This window comes from Bartonella sp. 11B (assembly GCF_002022625.1).
Lineage (GTDB): Bacteria > Pseudomonadota > Alphaproteobacteria > Rhizobiales > Rhizobiaceae > Bartonella > Bartonella rochalimae.
In genome coordinates, this window is the sequence record NZ_CP019783.1 from 1,509,686 (window position 1) to 1,527,500 (window position 17,815).

Genomic DNA, 17,815 nt, shown 5'->3' on the forward strand with positions numbered 1-17,815 from the left:
ATGGTTAATAGTCTTGTGCTTATAGCCAAACGTTTTTATAAAAATATTTTATTATTTGAAAGAATCCATCGACTTTATCTGATCGTATAAATTATGCTAACACTTTTCCATTATCCTCTCTCTTCTGCTTCCCGTTTTATACGCATTGTTCTTGAAGAATATGTTGTGGCTACTCAACTCATTGAAGAACATGAATGGGCAAGGAGGAGTGAATTTCTTGCACTTAATCCAGCAGGACATTTACCAGTCCTTCTTGCTGAACGTGAAGTTCCATTATCAGGTGCCATTGTAATCTACGAGTATTTAGACGAAACACGTGGTAGTTTACGGCAAGAAAAGAGATTTTTCCCCGAAACTTCTTTAGAGCGAGCCGAAGTACGCCGCCTTGTTGAGTGGTTTTTAAACAAATTTGAAAATGAAGCGACCCGCCATATTGTACGAGAACGAATCTATAAACGTGAAATGCCATTAACTCTTGGTGGTGGAGCACCTAACTCGCAAATTTTACGCAATGCTCGCGCCAATATTCCGCCACATATGAATTACCTAGAGTGGCTTTGTGCATCCCGTGATTGGCTCGCTGGATCTGAACTATCTTATGCCGATTTAGCAGCTGCAGCTTCTATTTCAGTACTTGACTTTTTAGCAGAAATTGACTGGAAACTTTTTCCTGCAGCTCGTGAATGGTATACGCGAATTAAATCTCGTCCTTCTTTTCGACCTCTTTTAATGGATCGCATTCGGGGAATTGCGCCTAGTTCTCATTATACTGATCTCGACTTTTAACTAGAAGCATATAGTCTAATCTTTTATTAAAAGTGATATCTATTGAACCATTGCATACCATTCTTAAAAACTGCCTTCATATAAAGAAAGTTTTTCTTCAATTTTCCAACAAAAGCGCTTACGAAAACAACAGTATAAATCAAATCAATCATTGAAAAACATATATTCATTATTAACGAGAGATTACTTTCTCGCTTAGATCCGTTGTAATACATAAATATTCTATCCGCTTTAAACAATCCTATACCTTTTATGCAAAGCTTATCTCTGAAACTCTCATCATTGTTTCATTACCATTCTTTCTAAAAAGATTGGAAACTTCTATCTCTTTAATATCAAATGAAGATTCCCTTTTTTAAAAGGAAATAATAATCTTTCAAAAGCAAATTTAGGGTATCATTATAACAACTAAAATAACAAAATAAGAGAAAAAATAACTCATCAATCTGTAATAAAACACTATATAAAGATGTTTCCTTATCCTTATATAAATAAAAAACAGTTGGAAAAAAAAGAAACTTTGCCTATAATTTAAAAGTAGGATATTATAAGGAGAAAGATATGCGCCTTGCAGTCGTTGGTGCTAATGGAAAAATGGGAAGAGAACTGATTACAGCGCTCCAAGGTAGGCAAGATGTAAAACTGAGTGCTGTAATTGTACGCAAAGGATCATCTTTTGTAGGAAAAGATGCGAGCATATTGATTGGTTCAAACTCACTGAACATTCGCATCACTGATGATTTTGAAGAGGCCTTTTCTAAGGCAGAGTGTATTTTAGATTTTTCTCAACCAGCAGCTACTATCATTTATGCAGATTATGCAGCCCAAAAAGGTCTTATCCACGTTATTGGAACGACTGGATTTAATAAAAAAGAGGAAGAACAAATTGCTGCCTTTGCAGAACACACAACCATTGTCAAATCTGGAAATATGAGTCCTGGCATTAATCTTTTAGCCAATCTTGTAAAGAAAGCAGCTAAAGCGTTAGAGGCTGACGATTTTGATATTGAAATTTATGAAATGCATCATGCTGAAAAAGTTGATGCTCCCTCTGGGACTGCCATTCTTCTTGGCGATGCAGCAGCTAAAGGACGCAATGTTACACTTAAAGATGTCAGTATTAGCGAACGCAATGGCTATACAGGTAAACGTAAAAAAGGCACTATTGGCTTTATCTGCTCACGAGGAGGAACAGTTATTGGCGATCACAGTGTTACTTTTGCAGGTTTAAATGAACGCATTGTTCTTTCACACTTTGCGCAAAAACGTTCTATTTTTGCTCATGGTGCATTAAAAGCAGCACTATGGGCAAAAGAACGTAAAAATGGCCTTTATTCAATGCTTGATGTTCTAGGATTAAAAGATTAATTTTCATAATCAGCAATCATTATAGGAATTTCAACGTGGGACGCACACTTGTATTAATTCGTCACGGACAAAGCGAATGGAACCTAGAAAATCGCTTCACTGGCTGGAAAAATCCAGCGTTGACAGAAAAAGGCAATAAAGAAGCAATAACAGCAGGGAAAAATTTAAAAGCAGCCGGATTTAAATTTGATACTGCTTATACATCTGTCTTACAGCGTGCTCAAAAAACCGCAGAGCATATTTTAGAACAATTAGGGCAATCAAATCTTCACTTAGTGAAAAATACAGCATTGAATGAACGAGATTACGGTGATTTATCCGGCTTGAATAAAGATGAAGCACGTCAAAAATGGGGAGACGAACAAGTGCACATCTGGCGTCGTTCTTACACGATTGCTCCCCCTAATGGAGAAAGTTTGCGCGATACTGGTGCACGTGTTTGGCCCTATTATCTTCATCATATTCAACCTCATATTTTACGTTCTCAAACTGTTCTTATCGTAGCACACGGTAATTCTCTTCGTGCTCTTATTGTGGCACTTGAAGGTCTCAATAATGAAGAAATCATGTTGCAGGAATTAGAAACCGGAATTCCTATTATTTATGAATTCAATAGTGATTCAACAATTAAATCAAAAGAAATCATTATGCCTTAAACTCCTAAAATGCATATAGAGAAAATTCTTTCAAATGAATATGTCCAATAACAGCTCTCTCCATGACTATAAAAAATATAAACCTTACTTTTAAAAACCGTAGCCATCGTTTTTAAATAATGAACTTGGAGTATTTTCGTTTCTGACACACTTCTCTGGTTTTCTTAATAATTTTTGTAATTTGTCTCGCTTTATTGAATGATATGCTAATATTTTGAGCAAATCCCTATAATTATTATCAATTACTTTAGACTTGCTTAGTGAAAGAGAGGTTTGATTTGACCTATAAAATCCTAAAAGGGTTTGTAAAATAAGGAATCGAAACTTAAAATTTCTAGATCAATATCTCCTAATATATTAAGAATACCTTGTACCGATTTCCAAAGCATTTCTAGTACTTTTCTGCACAGCTTCATTCTTCTTGATACCCTTGAAGAATTTGATTTCTGAAGTAGAAGCAGGTCTCTATTTTAGAATTCATGAAATACATATCTTTCAATTCATTTTTACAAGAACACATAAAATATAAGAGATCTAAAAAAGTATATAAAGTTACCCCAAGAGACTGCAAATGAAACTATTTTTGAAAGATTTGACAAAATTTAAGTGCAATGACATTGACAGAAGAATTTCATAACCTTAGATGAATTTTATAGCCCAAATGGTGGAATTGGTAGACGCGCAGGTTTCAGGTACCTGTGCCGCAAGGCGTGGAGGTTCGAATCCTCTTTTGGGCACCATGTGCTTTTTAGCAACATATAACTTATTGTTTTTACTAATTTTAAGGGATGCAAATAAGATTTCGCAATACCCTTTGATAAAGCATATTATAAATCAATTTTTATTTAAAGAATTATTACGCTTTAGATTATTAAAATCGAAATAAATAAAAGTATTTGCCCCCCATGAATACAAAAAATGTAGGATTTTACATTTTTACCTGAAACAAAAAGGCATTTTTATTTTGAAACTACCAACTCTGCGTTCTCTATTTGCCGATACGTTGGCATTTCTCTCAGCTTGACTAGAAATTTTTACTCCGTTCTCACTATATTCTTGTCTCAGAAAACTAACATAATTATCAATTTCTTTAAAAAGACTGGAATCCTCTTTAACTTGATACGTTACCTTTAATTGATTCTTTAAAGACTTTATGATATACTTCATATAAGTTTTATCACATTCACCGAGAGCTAAACTTCTCTGTATCATATCCAGATCTGAAGCTAATATTTTCGAAGCTTTCGAATCTCCGGAAAGATGTTTTGATAACCTCTCTATTTCTTTTCGACTCTCAATAGAGTTCCTTGTTATACTTTTTGCTGTAAATACCTTTTCACTATGTTCTCGTCTCAGAGAACTGACATAATTATCAATTTCTTTAAAAAGACTGGAATCCTCTCTAACGTAATATTTTTCCTTTAATCGATTCTTTAAAGACTTTATGACATGCTCCATATAAACTTTATCTCGTCCATCATGTTTACCAAAAGCTAAACCTCTCTGTATCATATCCAAATTTGGAGCTAATATTTTCGAAGCTTTCGAATCTCCGGAAAGACGTTTTGATAACCTCTCAATTTCTTTGCGACTTTCAACAGAGCTCCTTGTTATACTTTTTGCTGCAACTGCCTTTTCACTATACTCTTGTCTCAGAAGACTGACATAATTATCAATTTCTTTTAAAAGACTGGAATCGTCTCCAACTCGATACTCTTCCTTTAATCGAGCTTTTAAAGACTTAACAATACGCTCCATATAACGTTTATCTTGTTCACCATGTTCACAAAGGGTTAAACTTCTCTGTATCATATCTAAATCTGGAGCTAATATTTTCGAAGCTTTCGGATCTCTGGAAAGACGTTTCGATAACCTCTCAATTTCTTTGCGACTTTTTATACTTTTTGCTTCAACTGCCTTTTCACTATGCTCTCGTCTCAGAAAACTGACATAATTATCAATTTCTTTAAAAAGACTGGAATCCTCTCCAACTTGATACTCTTCCCTTAATCGAGCTTTTAAAGACTTAACAATATGCTCCATATAACGTTTATCTTGTTCACCATGTTCACCAAGAGTTAAACTTCTCTGTATCATATCTAAACCTGAGGCTAACATTTTCGAAGCTTTTGAATCTCCGGAAAGACGTTTTGATAACCTCTCAATTTCTTCGCGACTTTCAATAGAGTTCCTTGTTATACTTTTTGCTGCAACTGCCTTTTCACTATACTCTCGTCTCAGAAAACTGACATAATTATCAATTTCTTTTAAAAGACTGGAATCGTCTCCAACTTGATACTCTTTCCTTAATCGAGCTTTTAAAGACTTAACAATATACTCCATATAACGTTTATCTTGTTCATCACGTTCACCAAGAATTAAACTTCTCTGTATCATATCTAAATCTGAAGCTAATATCTCCGAATCTCCAGAAACACGTTTTGATAACCTCTCTATTTCTTTTCGACTCTCAATAGAGTTCCTCGTTATACTTTTTGCTACAACTACTTTTTCATTCTGTTCTTGTCTAACCAAACTAACATAATTATCAATTTCTTTTAAAAGACTGGAATCGTCTTCAACTTGGTACTTTTCCTTTAATCGAGCTTTTAAAGACTTAACAACATACTCCACATAACGTCTATCTCGTTCATCATGTTCACCAAGAGCTAAACTTCTCTGTATCACATCTAGATCTGAAGCTAATACTTTCCAATCTCCAGGAACACGTTCTGCTAGCCTCTCAATTTCTTTGCGACTTTCAACAGAGCTCCTTGTTATACTTTTTGCTGCAACTGCCTTTTCACTATGCTCTTGTCTCAGAAGACTGACATAATTATCAATTTCTTTTAAAAGACTGGAATCGTCTCCAACTCGATACTCTTCCTTTAATCGAGCTTTTAAAGACTTAACAATATGCTCCATATAACGTTTATCTTGTTCACCATGTTCACCAAGAGTTAAACTTCTCTGTATCATATCTAAACCTGAGGCTAACATTTTCGAAGCTTTCGAATCTCCGGAAAGACGTTTTGATAACCTCTCAATTTCTTTGCGACTTTCAACAGAGCTCCTTGTTATACTTTTTGCTGCAACTGCCTTTTCACTATGCTCTTGTCTCAGAAGACTGACATAATTATCAATTTCTTTTAAAAGACTGGAATCGTCTCCAACTCGATACTCTTCCTTTAATCGAGCTTTTAAAGACTTAACAATATGCTCCATATAACGTTTATCTTGTTCACCATGTTCACCAAGAGTTAAACTTCTCTGTATCATATCTAAACCTGAGGCTAACATTTTCGAAGCTTTCGAATCTCCGGAAAGACGTTTTGATAACCTCTCAATTTCTTTGCGACTTTCAACAGAGCTCCTTGTTATACTTTTTGCTGCAACTGCCTTTTCACTATGCTCTTGTCTCAGAAGACTGACATAATTATCAATTTCTTTTAAAAGACTGGAATCGTCTCCAACTCGATACTCTTCCTTTAATCGAGCTTTTAAAGACTTAACAATATGCTCCATATAACGTTTATCTTGTTCACCATGTTCACCAAGAGTTAAACTTCTCTGTATCATATCTAAACCTGAGGCTAACATTTTCGAAGCTTTCGAATCTCCGGAAAGACGTTTTGATAACCTCTCAATTTCTTTGCGACTTTCAACAGAGCTCCTTGTTATACTTTTTGCTGCAACTGCCTTTTCACTATGCTCTTGTCTCAGAAGACTGACATAATTATCAATTTCTTTTAAAAGACTGGAATCGTCTCCAACTCGATACTCTTCCTTTAATCGAGCTTTTAAAGACTTAACAATATGCTCCATATAACGTTTATCTTGTTCACCATGTTCACCAAGAGTTAAACTTCTCTGTATCATATCTAAACCTGAGGCTAACATTTTCGAAGCTTTCGAATCTCCGGAAAGACGTTTTGATAACCTCTCAATTTCTTTTCGGCTTTCAACAGAATTCGTTATTTTACTTGTTACAACATTTTCTTCTCCAGATGTAGGATTAAAAGTTGAGCTTCCTGTCATGTCTTTCCTCAATAAATTGTATAAAGCAACTTGTTAATAATCAAAAACCGAATTTGAACTTAAAAACTGCCTTTATTATAATCAATATATTATTATAATCAATATGTTCTTTACTAATCTTGATTACTTTATTTGTAAATTATCTTTTTGCAGAAATAAGTATTCACTTTGTTTTTTATGCTTTAAAATTCGTCTTTCCAAATTTGGACTGATAACAATAAAGTTTTTTCTCTCCAGATATATTAAAGAAGAGCCAGTATAGAACGCATATTTAATTGTACATCCACTGAGGCAAGATGCAGCATGCACATCAGCCTCACGTTCGAAAAAGCGCAACTGTCTCTCAACAGAAGCATATTCCCATAAAGGATCCATGTGCTCCATAACTCTGCACGTTATCCTTCTCCTTCTTCATGCAAAGTTGCTATCAGCGTTTACCAAGCTGTATCCTTAACAGACTCGATCTCATCAACCCAACTCCGCAAAAATCAACCTATCAATTTGATAGCCGCGACATTACAATCAAACCCACAAAACTGAAAATCTATACGATCATCTTTCGACTGAATCGATGACTCACCTCGCTTATAATAAGCCCTTTAAAAATCATAGGATTCTACCGCAGATTTAATTTCTTCCAAAAACTCTCATCAAGAGAATTCTAAAACTAACGAGCGTACAGAATAGTGCCAGAAATCCACCCATCATCAACTGACAGCTCTTTAAACAGCTATCAAACAAAGAAGCTGATCTTACCCAATTCTCTACCTCCCCAAGATATACAAACCAATATCTTACCTGTAAAATAGGAATAAGCTTAAGAACAATCTTAATTCGCCATGTCATCATTAAACAAAGAAGCTATTGCTACACACCCTATCATTTTATAGCATAACTATTTTTATCCATAACCTGTAACGATAAAACCTTGCCAAGAAGAGATAAATAAACGACTCTGCAACTGACAGCTTGTTTTTCTAAATGAAGAAATACCATCATTCTTTATTTTCTGCATTCTCAGCGGCTTTAATCACGGCCTCTTTCAAAATATGCGTAATATTGTTCGGAATGCTTTTGACACGGCCACGTCCCGCTTTTGGCAGATTGCGCTTAAGGGGTATTTTGGAGTCTAGGGTGTATTTCTGATATCAGAAATACACCCTATAGATAAAAAAAACTGTATTTGCAAGAAATACAGAATCAATACACTCAGTTTTAGAGACAACACGACTAAATGGAATAAAGTCATTCAATACTAAATAAAGCATACTCTCAACATCAACACAAAACACTAAACATTGTGTTTATATCTCAATTTACCCCTCTAAACGCTAACTACGCATAATTGTATCAGCTAAACGAATCGATTATGTAATAGAAAAAAGGGGGAGTATCATGATACACATCGTCAGATTTACAATTTTATTATCTACTTTCATATTATTTGGATGTACGAATGTAGATAATTTAGATCAATATGATGCACTCTACGAAAAGCATGTGAGCACAAAATACGAAAATTCCGAACATGCTGACAAGATGCAAAAAGCATCAGAATATATATACTCTCGTGGTTACGATGATTTCTTTTCAAGATTTCATCCCGTGCGCCACCGTCACATACTTATGACTTTGTGTGGGCGTTATGCAAACTTATTACAAGGTGATTATAATAAAGAGATGGCATGGGCAAATTTACCAACACACATACACACGCTACGCTATAATTATAACTGGAAAGAAAATATTTTCGTTTTGGCGCAAAAAACGTCCAATGAACTTACAAACCCAATGTTTCAGTATGCAAAAAAGTTCCTTACTTCTCCTAATGGCATAACTCCAAAAACACAAATAGCAGATCTAATATCGACAATAGATGCAGCAATTACTATGCCTTCTTATGGTGAACTGATTAAAAAGGTACCGCAATTTTGTACTGACATTCAAAGAGTATATAATATAATGGAGTCTTTTTAACATCATTTATATAGATGCATAAAGAAATGAAGGAATATCGATAGCTTGATGAAGACTTCATTGATAATCACGGAGGAGCCTGTTTCTACTCTTTTCACGATGGACTTCCTATGTCGAAAGCACGTGATTGATCACAATGAACCACCTATATTGTCTATAATCTTGTTCCTACAAATGAAACAATAAATCTGATATTCATCAAAACTTCCTCCCTTACAATAGAAAAAATAACTGGTATTTTCGTAATATATGTAAAATGCCTCTGGTGATAAAGTCAGCACGAGGAATATTCCTTTTTGATCATAAACCGAAGCTGCATCAAGCTATATAGATCAGATTTTGCTCCGCTTTATTAACAAAAGTTCTCGATTAATAGACTCAACATCAAACCACTCTATATCCTCGTCGGCAAAATCTGCTGAAACATCATATTGGCCAACAATTCACCAAGAAGTTTAGCTAAGAAACACCTATGATTTCATAACCAAATGCCTCTTATCGAGCGCTAAACCACCTTTAATATCTTCAGCAAGATGAAAATATCAAGGAATGCAAGCAATATAGAAAGCATAACTGCCCCTCAAACTTTCCATAATTTTATTATAGACGTAAAATATGCTCTCTCAATTTTATAGACCAAAGACTACTATTTTTAGCTTCTTACCTTTTACAAAAAATATTTCTGTAGAGCATTCAGAGTACTGCACACTGAATTGACAAAATGGTTCTATTAGAAAATAAAATATTTATGCGTGAGAAAAATGGAAATAAGCTCGTTAAAGAAAGTTTTGGCAATTTATTGCGTAAAACAGGCAATGCAGTGGATATTTAAAATCAATTCAGGAATGAGAAATCAGCAGCAATACGTCCTGCTAACGTTGGTGTTACAGTTTCCGAAATGGAAGCAATCTTTATTAAACAAAAGAGAGCATAGCATTGCCCTACATGCAAATGTCTAAGAAAACAAAGAGAAGCCATTTAAAATGAAGGATAGGACAGAAAAAACAGAGTAAGATCACAAGTCCCTAGCCTTTAGATAACACATGATTTTATTGATATTTGGCGGAGAGAGAGGGATTCGAACCCTCGATATGGCTTCCCATATACACGCGTTCCAGGCGTGCGCCTTCAACCACTCGGCCACCTCTCCAAAGGCTTACACTCTACCTGTAGAGAAATAACGTGCAAGCTTAAATCCTATATATGTTTATATCTTGCTTATTTTGCAGTTTCTGCCATAGGAATAACTGAAACATAAGAACGGTTACTTGCTTTTTTGCGAAAAGAAACTATTCCATTTGAAAGAGCAAAAAGAGTGTGATCTTTTCCAATGCCAACATTATCACCAGGATGCCAACGTGTACCACGCTGACGAACAATAATGCTTCCAGCAATAACGGCTTCCCCACCAAATTTTTTAACGCCAAGACGTTTTGATTCCGAATCGCGGCCATTGCGCGAAGAACCTCCTGCTTTTTTATGTGCCATAACTGTCTTCCTTTAATTCTTTTCACCTTTTGATGCCTTGGAAGCTACCTTTTTTGTCGTAGCCTTTTTTTCAATCGTTTTTTTAGCAGTTTTGCTAAGAGAAGCAGAAGCTTTCGTTTCTTTTGATTCTTTTACTTTCTTGTTAACGGGCTTTTCAGCTATTTTTTGCACTTTGGAAGCATCACTTAAAACTTCTAAAATACGCAACGTTGTCAATTCCTGGCGATGACCACGAGTACGCTTTGAATTTTGACGACGACGTTTTTTGAATGCAATAACTTTACGCGCACGGCCCTGCTCTACAATTTCAGCCGTCACCAAAGCGCCCGCAACAACAGGCGTACCAACAGTCATGTTATCGCCTTCATGGAGCATCAATATATTGTTTAATTCAATAACACTCCCCACATCACCAATAACTTTCTCAACTCTTATGACCTGGTTTTCAGCAACACGATATTGCTTACCACCAGTTTTAATGACTGCGAACATTTTTTATCCTTTCGTTCGATCCAGCTCTTATTTTACTTTATCAACAGAGAAAATAGGCTGCTTTTTATCAGTCTTAATGGTTTCAAAAGGTATAGAAAACACCTACAAAACACAAATATGCGCAAATTACTTCACGCTCAAACGTAAATATATATGATAGAATTTCTATTCTATGTCAAGAAAAGCCCATTAAAAAGCAAAAAAAGAACTTGTATTCGAAGAAATTGGAGATTATCACACCGTCATTAAATTAAACAAGATAGATAGAATTTATTGTATCCTAAGATATGGAGAGATGGCTGAGTGGTTGAAAGCACCGCACTCGAAATGCGGCATAGGGGTAACTCTATCGGGGGTTCAAATCCCTCTCTCTCCGCCAAATATCAATAAATTAACCCCCTCAACTCACTGTTATCGTAATCGCAAATATTTGAATGAAAATGAACTAAATTATTTTAAGAAAAATATTTGTCTACCAATGCATAAAGAACCGCTGCTGTTTCGGCATCCAAAATCCCATCATAATTGCTTTGCCGGAAATGAAGCTGAAATGCTCGGATTAATGCCTTATATCCATCTTCTGTTTTTGCAATTGAAGTATCATACCCATATTGCTTAAATTTAGCAATAATATCCGCTTTAGCAGGAAGACTCTTACAGAATTGCGCTTGATAGCAATTCTTCAATTCATCATCATACCACGCTCCTACACCTACTGTATAAAGCTCTTTCCATGGAAAAGCTGCACCTGGATCGCTTTTTCTAACAGGAGCAATATCACTATGACCAACAACATTGATTGGCGTAATATCGGGATAACGTTGTAGAATATTTAATGCAAGTTCTTTAACCGCATCAATTTGCATAGGATTATAGGGAGGAAATATAGGCATTCCATTCATATCATCAGTCACCACACTGACTATTTCAATTCCAATAGATGTATCATTCAGATTGCTTCTCCCAGCCCATGAGCTAACACCAGCATGCCACGCACATTCATTTTCATCAACCAAATTAAAAATACGCATATCTTTAAATCCCGCTTCAATATACGTTTTCTCCAAAGGATCAGGAACAAGATAATGTGCGCTAACCTTAGTACCTGTAAGAATTGCAACCGACTGTTTAAAATCAATTGCAGTGTAATGCATAACGAGAAAACGAACACGACGATTAAAGCTTTTTACAGAACGATAACTATTGTAATCAATCTGATACATAATAAAACTCCTCCTTTTTGTTTAATCGACTCATACATTGCGCAATCACAATAGACTGAGTACAATGCTAGGATTTGTGCTACTCTTGAAAATTGATTACAGCTTCACACTTAATATGCTTAGTTTTGAAAGCAATTAAATAACCTAAATTACACCCACTACTAAAAGTAGATTTCTCTATACAATCACGGAAAAGCTCTCAAAACTCCCCCCTACATTCCCGCTTGGCACAAAACTGCACCATCTATTTTTCTATTATTTATCTAAATAACACAGCTTACAGCTAAATCTCTACACGGAATTCTCAGCGATCGTTTGAGCATAGCCAAAATAAAATAACATGCATCCATTTGAAATTTCTTTTAAAAAAACTTCATGACTATTTTTTGACTATTTTAGTAAAAAACATTTTTTTGGAACGTTTGGATGAAAGTAGTCATTTTACCAAATGAACGTATATTTCTTATTTGATATTTAATTATTGTATATTTGGATTATTTTTCTGTTATCTGTTGCTTACTTTAAAATGCTCAGCGAGTTGACAGTTTTTGTTTTTTTTCATTTTTATGTTTTTTTGTATGGTTTCTCCTTTTGAAGAAGTCTGAGCAATATTGTTTGTGTGATTTTCTTTTTTCACAGTGCGGAGTGAGATAGGCTATACTTGTTGCGTATTATTTTGTCTCCTTCTTAAGCTTTTTAGCATTTTGATTTCAGTTTGTTTTTTCCTTTTTTCATTTTTTTTGGAACTTGCATTGGTTTTTCTCATTTTAAGTTTAAGAATTATTGAAGGAGAGAGAGATATGGAAACGCGGATCCCAACGAAGCATCCCTTAGAGCGACATTTTACAGGCGAATTTTCTTTAGAGACGGAAAGTTGTCACTATAGACCGTCTGTTTTATCTTGGTCCTCGATTTTTGCTGGATTACTAACGCTTTTAGCAACATCGGTTTGTTTTTCATTTTTGTTAGCAGCCTTAGGCTTAAACCAAATGACCTTTTTTTCTCCCTTTTCACTAGAGAAGAGTTTTCTCTCTGTTGGGGTGAGTTCAATTTTTATTTTTTGTCTAAGCTTTGGTCTTGGAGGTTATGTTGCTGGTCGTTTTTCGGATCACTCAGGAGCGCTTCACGGTTTTTTGACCTGGGCCCTTTTTATGCTTTTGGTGGCGCTCCAAAGTGCAATTTTACTTTCTGGCGCAGCTCATTTAGGCGCTAAGACTGTTTCAGGAGTTGCAACAACAACGAAACAAGCGATCAGTGATTTTAGTTCAGAAGGTGGCAAACTTGTTCCTCTCACAGACCGTAAAAATTTTGAGGATTTTTTCAACGATAAAAGGAATGCTCTGTTTGATTTTAACAAACTCAGCAATGACTTACAGGCACTTTTAAATAAAAGTGATATTCCAGCCCTCAATCCGGACAATCTCTATAACGCTTATAGAGAATCAGTCAAAGACCTTCGTTCTACCATCACATCTTTTAAGAATGATCCTTCTAACTATCGTCTTTTGGTTAAACAACTCGGCGAACGCCTTTCGGATCGTGTTAAAAAGCTGAACACCCAGATTGATCGTCGCGATGTCATCCATCAGCTGACAAACAATGGACTATCACAAGCTGAAGCAGAAAATACTGCAGAACGTGCGATTGATATTTATCAAACAGCGAACAAAAAAACTAAAGAAGCTATTCAATCACTGAACAAACAGGTAGAAGCTCTCTCGCAGAATGCTCCTACTCATAAAGGAGCCCAAAACAGTTTTGCAATTGCGGATAAAGCCATAAGCACAGCTTCTAAGATTGGATTGTGGAGTTTTTTTGCGAGCCTTCTTGGTGCTGTAATTGCCAGCATTTCTGGATATTATGGTCATAAGAGACGGTCTCATTCTTACACATTGTAAAATTTCGATTTTGAGACAAAAGAGGCTGATCAACCTTTAAGAACTCTACAAAGTAAAACCAGCTTTACAAAAGCTGCACCACGTGTGCAGCTTTTTTATTAAAGACCCTTTTTCTTTGAAGCGACCTGGGTATTTTCCCTCATGATGCACCATGCCATCAAAACGGACGTCTCATCTGAGACGGATCCTCTTCCCGCTTCTCTCTTGGCGTCTCGGTACATTGATTTGAAGCGACCTGGGTATTTTCCCTCATGACGCATCCATGCCTTCAAAACGGACGTCTCATCTGAAACGGATCCTCTTCCCGCTTCTCTCTTGACGTCTAGTACATTGATTTGAAGTGACCTGGATATTTTCCCTCATGATGCATCATGCCTTCAAAACGGATGTCTCACCTGAGAAGGATCTTTTTCCAGTGGTTTTTTATTATTCCCCCAACAACACCGCTCCAAAGAGGAAGGAGTCTTTTTTTGTGTTGGATCGCCTACCGATCTCTTGTCGCGTTTATTTTAAGGATTATTTTATTGATACAAACTTATTGATCCGAGACTGGTTGCGGGGGCAGGATTTGAACCTGCGGCCTTCAGGTTATGAGCCTGACGAGCTACCGGGCTGCTCCACCCCGCGTCACGGAAGAATTGTCGCAGAAAGGATACGACGATTTTTAGATATTTTTTTGAAGAGTGTTGAAGAATTCTTTCTATGCGCTTAGCAGACCTGGCAGCGACTTACTCTCCCGTGCCTTAAGACAAAGTACCATCAGCGCTGGAACGTTTCACGGCCGAGTTCGGGATGGGATCGGGTGCAGGCGCTCCGCCATAACCACCAAGTCAGCGAAAAGCATAGAAAGGAAAGAGAAGTTGTCTTATTGCTATTTTAATTTGTTTTGTTTTTTTAAATGAATAGAGGGAATGAGAACGATCAAGCCTATCGAACGATTAGTATCAGTAAGCTTCATATGTTACCATACTTCCACACCTGACCTATCAACGTGGTGGTCTACCACGGTTCTCAGGGAATACTCGTTTTCAGGTGGGTTTCCCGCTTAGATGCCTTCAGCGGTTATCCCGTCCGTATATAGCTACCCTGCTATGCGGCTGGCGCCACAACAGGTCCACCAGAGATACGTCCATCCCGGTCCTCTCGTACTAGGGACAGATCCTGTCAATATTCCTACACCCACGGCAGATAGGGACCGAACTGTCTCACGACGTTCTGAACCCAACTCACGTACCGCTTTAAATGGCGAACAGCCATACCCTTGGGACCTGCTCCAGCCCCAGGATGCGATGAGTCGACATCGAGGTGCCAAACAACCCCGTCGATATGGACTCTTGGGGGTCATCAGCCTGTTATCCCCGGCGTACCTTTTATCCGTTGAGCGATGGCCCTTCCACACGGGACCACCGGATCACTATGACCGTCTTTCGACTCTGCTCGACTTGTCAGTCTCACAGTCAGGCAGGCTTATGCCATTACACTCAACAAACGATTTCCGACCGTTCTGAGCCTACCATCGCGCGCCTCCGTTACTCTTTAGGAGGCGACCGCCCCAGTCAAACTACCCACCATACACTGTCCTGGATCCGGATAACGGACCGCAGTTAGACATCCATGTCGATAAGGGTGGTATTTCAAGGACGACTCCACAAAGGCTTGCGCCCCTGCTTCAAAGTCTACCACCTATCCTACACATATCGCCACAAATGCCAGTGTAAAGCTATAGTAAAGGTGCACGGGGTCTTTCCGTCTAACCGCAGGAACCCCGCATCTTCACGGGGAATTCAATTTCACTGAGTCTACGTTGGAGACAGCGGGGAAGTCGTTACGCCATTCGTGCAGGTCGGAACTTACCCGACAAGGAATTTCGCTACCTTAGGACCGTTATAGTTACGGCCGCCGTTTACTGGGGCTTCAATTCAATGCTTGCACATCTCCTCTTAACCTTCCAGCACCGGGCAGGCGTCAGACCCTATACATCGTCTTGCGACTTCGCAGAGCCCTGTGTTTTTGGTAAACAGTCGCTACCCCCTGGTCTGTGCCACCCTTTAACGGTTGCCCGCTAAAGGGTCACGCTTCTTCCGAAGTTACGCGTGCAATTTGCCGAGTTCCTTCAACGTAGTTCTCTCAAGCGCCTTAGTATTCTCTACCTGTCCACCTGTGTCGGTTTCGGGTACGGTCTATACGTGGGAGCTATTTCCTGGAATTCCTTCACTGCAAGATCAATCCAATAAGACCTTACAATTTACGCAATCCGTCACTTCCCACAGGTCCACGAATATTAACGTGGTTCCCATCGACTACGCCTTTCGGCCTCGCCTTAGGGGCCGACTCACCCTGCTCAGATTAACTTTAAGCAGGAACCCTTGGACTTTCGGCGAGGGAGTCTCTCACTCCCTTTATCGTTACTCATGTCAGCATTCTCACTTCCGATACCTCCAGGAGCTCTCACGAGTCTCCCTTCACAGGCTTACGGAACGCTCCGCTACCACTTACTCATAAGAGTAAATCCACAGCTTCGGTGTATGGCTTGAGCCCCGTTACATTTTCGGCGCAAAGACCCTTATTTAGACCAGTGAGCTGTTACGCTTTCTTTAAATGATGGCTGCTTCTAAGCCAACATCCTGGTTGTTTTGGGATCCTCACATCCTTTCCCACTTAGCCATAACTTGGGGACCTTAGATGGTGGTTAGGGTTGTTGCCCTTTCCACGACGGACGTTAGCACCCGCCGTGTGTCTGCCAGTTATTTCTTCCAGGTATTCGGAGTTTGGTTAGGTTTGGTAATCCGGTGAGGACCCCTAGCCCATCCAGTGCTCTACCCCCTGGAGAATAAAACTAACGCTCTACCTAAATAGATTTCGCGGAGAACCAGCTATTTCCGAGTTTGATTGGCCTTTCACCCCTAGCCACAAGTCATCCCAATCTATTGCAACAGATACGGGTTCGGCCCTTCAGTAAGTGTTACCTTACCTTCAGCCTGCTCATAGCTAGATCACTCGGTTTCGGGTCTAATCCAACGAACTGAACGCCCTGTTCAGACTCGCTTTCGCTACGCCTACACCTATCGGTTTAAGCTTGCTCGTTAGACTAAGTCGCTGACCCATTATACAAAAGGTACGCCGTCACCCAGAACGTATCTTGGGCTCCGACTGTTTGTAGGCATTCGGTTTCAGGTTCTTTTTCACTCCCCTTGTCGGGGTACTTTTCACCTTTCCCTCACGGTACTGGTTCGCTATCGGTCATGCACGAGTACTTAGGCTTGGATCGTGGTCGACCCATATTCAGACAGGATTTCACGTGTCCCGCCTTACTCAAGGACTTAAATCAGATTTACGTATACGGGACTATCACCCTCTTTGGTTTGATTTTCCAATCAATTCTACTTTTCTTAACTTAAGCCACTGGCCTGGTCCGCGTTCGCTCGCCACTACTAACGGAGTCTCTTTTGATGTCCTTTCCTACAGGTACTTAGATGTTTCAGTTCCCTGCGTTCGCTTCTTACACCCTATTTTATTCAGGTGTAGATACCTTATTTGTGATTACTAGAAAATTAAACCGCTTTTATGAAAGCAGCTTAATTTTCTAGCAATCTAAGGTGGGTTGCCCCATTCGGAAATCTACGGATCAAAGGGTATTCGCACCTCCCCGTAGCTTATCGCAGCGTATCACGTCCTTCTTCGCCTGTGCATGCCAAGGCATCCACCAAATGCCCTTAAGACACTTGATCATTCTCATTGCCAATATTCATTTATCAATTCGTCTATGCACAATCATCGAGATAAAATTGATTTAAAAATCATGCAATCTCTATAATCAGCACACAAAACAAAAATATCAGCAGAAAAGACCAACTTCTCGAGATATATTCAATGGCACGGTTAAGTTGCC

At 38.2% G+C, this 17,815-nt stretch carries 9 protein-coding genes, 4 tRNA genes and 2 rRNA genes; 7 read left to right on the forward strand and 8 right to left on the reverse strand.

The annotated features are described in order from the left end of the window. Window positions 1-93: 93 nt before the first annotated feature. From Bho11B_RS06520 to Bho11B_RS06535, 4 genes are all read left to right on the forward strand, one after another. Entirely contained in the window at window positions 94-786 is a 693-nt protein-coding gene (locus Bho11B_RS06520) for a glutathione S-transferase family protein (protein ID WP_078673954.1), read from the forward strand. 561 nt (window positions 787-1,347) lie between these two features. Beyond that, the gene (gene dapB, locus Bho11B_RS06525; protein ID WP_078673955.1) at window positions 1,348-2,154 is read left to right on the forward strand and encodes a 4-hydroxy-tetrahydrodipicolinate reductase; all 807 of its coding nucleotides are present in this window, start codon (window positions 1,348-1,350) and stop codon (window positions 2,152-2,154) included. 35 nt (window positions 2,155-2,189) lie between these two features. Further along, window positions 2,190-2,810, forward strand: a complete 621-nt coding sequence (locus Bho11B_RS06530) for a 2,3-bisphosphoglycerate-dependent phosphoglycerate mutase (protein ID WP_078673956.1) — start codon at window positions 2,190-2,192, stop codon at window positions 2,808-2,810. 655 nt (window positions 2,811-3,465) lie between these two features. Beyond that, window positions 3,466-3,550 (forward strand) — tRNA-Leu (locus Bho11B_RS06535). A 196-nt stretch (window positions 3,551-3,746) separates the two neighbouring features. On the opposite strand, the gene Bho11B_RS06540 is transcribed toward Bho11B_RS06535, so the two are convergent. Then, window positions 3,747-6,848, reverse strand: a complete 3,102-nt coding sequence (locus Bho11B_RS06540; RefSeq protein WP_078674161.1) for a hypothetical protein — start codon at window positions 6,846-6,848, stop codon at window positions 3,747-3,749. Window positions 6,849-8,243: 1,395 nt separating this feature from the next. Here Bho11B_RS06540 and Bho11B_RS06555 point away from each other — a divergent pair. Then, a complete protein-coding gene (locus Bho11B_RS06555) occupies window positions 8,244-8,825 on the forward strand; it encodes a hypothetical protein (RefSeq protein ID WP_078673959.1) in 582 nt (193 codons plus the stop codon). A gap of 1,060 nt (window positions 8,826-9,885) precedes the next feature. On the opposite strand, the gene Bho11B_RS06560 is transcribed toward Bho11B_RS06555, so the two are convergent. The 3 genes from Bho11B_RS06560 to rplU form a co-directional block, all read right to left on the reverse strand. Next, window positions 9,886-9,975 (reverse strand) — tRNA-Ser (locus Bho11B_RS06560). A gap of 68 nt (window positions 9,976-10,043) precedes the next feature. Then, complete coding sequence (gene rpmA / locus Bho11B_RS06565) at window positions 10,044-10,313, reverse strand: 50S ribosomal protein L27 (protein WP_078673960.1); 270 nt, start codon at window positions 10,311-10,313, stop codon at window positions 10,044-10,046. 12 nt (window positions 10,314-10,325) lie between these two features. Continuing rightward, a complete protein-coding gene (gene rplU / locus Bho11B_RS06570) occupies window positions 10,326-10,805 on the reverse strand; it encodes a 50S ribosomal protein L21 (protein WP_078673961.1) in 480 nt (159 codons plus the stop codon). 289 nt (window positions 10,806-11,094) lie between these two features. Between rplU and Bho11B_RS06575 the strand changes: the two genes are divergently transcribed. Beyond that, window positions 11,095-11,184 (forward strand) — tRNA-Ser (locus Bho11B_RS06575). A 76-nt stretch (window positions 11,185-11,260) separates the two neighbouring features. On the opposite strand, the gene Bho11B_RS06580 is transcribed toward Bho11B_RS06575, so the two are convergent. Beyond that, the gene (locus Bho11B_RS06580; RefSeq protein WP_035006829.1) at window positions 11,261-12,028 is read right to left on the reverse strand and encodes an N-acetylmuramoyl-L-alanine amidase; all 768 of its coding nucleotides are present in this window, start codon (window positions 12,026-12,028) and stop codon (window positions 11,261-11,263) included. Window positions 12,029-12,828: 800 nt separating this feature from the next. Here Bho11B_RS06580 and Bho11B_RS06585 point away from each other — a divergent pair. Further along, window positions 12,829-13,926, forward strand: a complete 1,098-nt coding sequence (locus Bho11B_RS06585) for a TIGR04086 family membrane protein (RefSeq protein WP_078674114.1) — start codon at window positions 12,829-12,831, stop codon at window positions 13,924-13,926. Between the two features lie 550 nt (window positions 13,927-14,476). Here Bho11B_RS06585 and Bho11B_RS06590 read toward each other — a convergent pair. The 3 genes from Bho11B_RS06590 to Bho11B_RS06600 all read right to left on the reverse strand — a co-directional run bounded on the left by Bho11B_RS06590 (window position 14,477) and on the right by Bho11B_RS06600 (window position 17,654). Beyond that, a tRNA-Met gene (locus tag Bho11B_RS06590) sits at window positions 14,477-14,553 on the reverse strand. Between the two features lie 88 nt (window positions 14,554-14,641). Next, a 5S ribosomal RNA gene (rrf, locus tag Bho11B_RS06595) occupies window positions 14,642-14,756 on the reverse strand. Between the two features lie 87 nt (window positions 14,757-14,843). Next, window positions 14,844-17,654 (reverse strand): 23S ribosomal RNA (locus tag Bho11B_RS06600). Between the last annotated feature and the right edge of the window lie 161 nt (window positions 17,655-17,815).

What these genes read in the sequence shown, in the direction of transcription:
- Bho11B_RS06555 (WP_078673959.1), top strand. Translation starts at nt 8,244, where the DNA reads ATGATACACATCGTCAGATTTACAATTTTATTATCTACTTTCATATTA.
- dapB (WP_078673955.1), top strand. Translation starts at nt 1,348, where the DNA reads ATGCGCCTTGCAGTCGTTGGTGCTAATGGAAAAATGGGAAGAGAACTG.
- Bho11B_RS06520 (WP_078673954.1), top strand. Translation starts at nt 94, where the DNA reads ATGCTAACACTTTTCCATTATCCTCTCTCTTCTGCTTCCCGTTTTATA.
- Bho11B_RS06540 (WP_078674161.1), bottom strand. Translation starts at nt 6,848, where the DNA reads ATGACAGGAAGCTCAACTTTTAATCCTACATCTGGAGAAGAAAATGTT.
- Bho11B_RS06580 (WP_035006829.1), bottom strand. Translation starts at nt 12,028, where the DNA reads ATGTATCAGATTGATTACAATAGTTATCGTTCTGTAAAAAGCTTTAAT.
- rplU (WP_078673961.1), bottom strand. Translation starts at nt 10,805, where the DNA reads ATGTTCGCAGTCATTAAAACTGGTGGTAAGCAATATCGTGTTGCTGAA.
- Bho11B_RS06585 (WP_078674114.1), top strand. Translation starts at nt 12,829, where the DNA reads ATGGAAACGCGGATCCCAACGAAGCATCCCTTAGAGCGACATTTTACA.
- rpmA (WP_078673960.1), bottom strand. Translation starts at nt 10,313, where the DNA reads ATGGCACATAAAAAAGCAGGAGGTTCTTCGCGCAATGGCCGCGATTCG.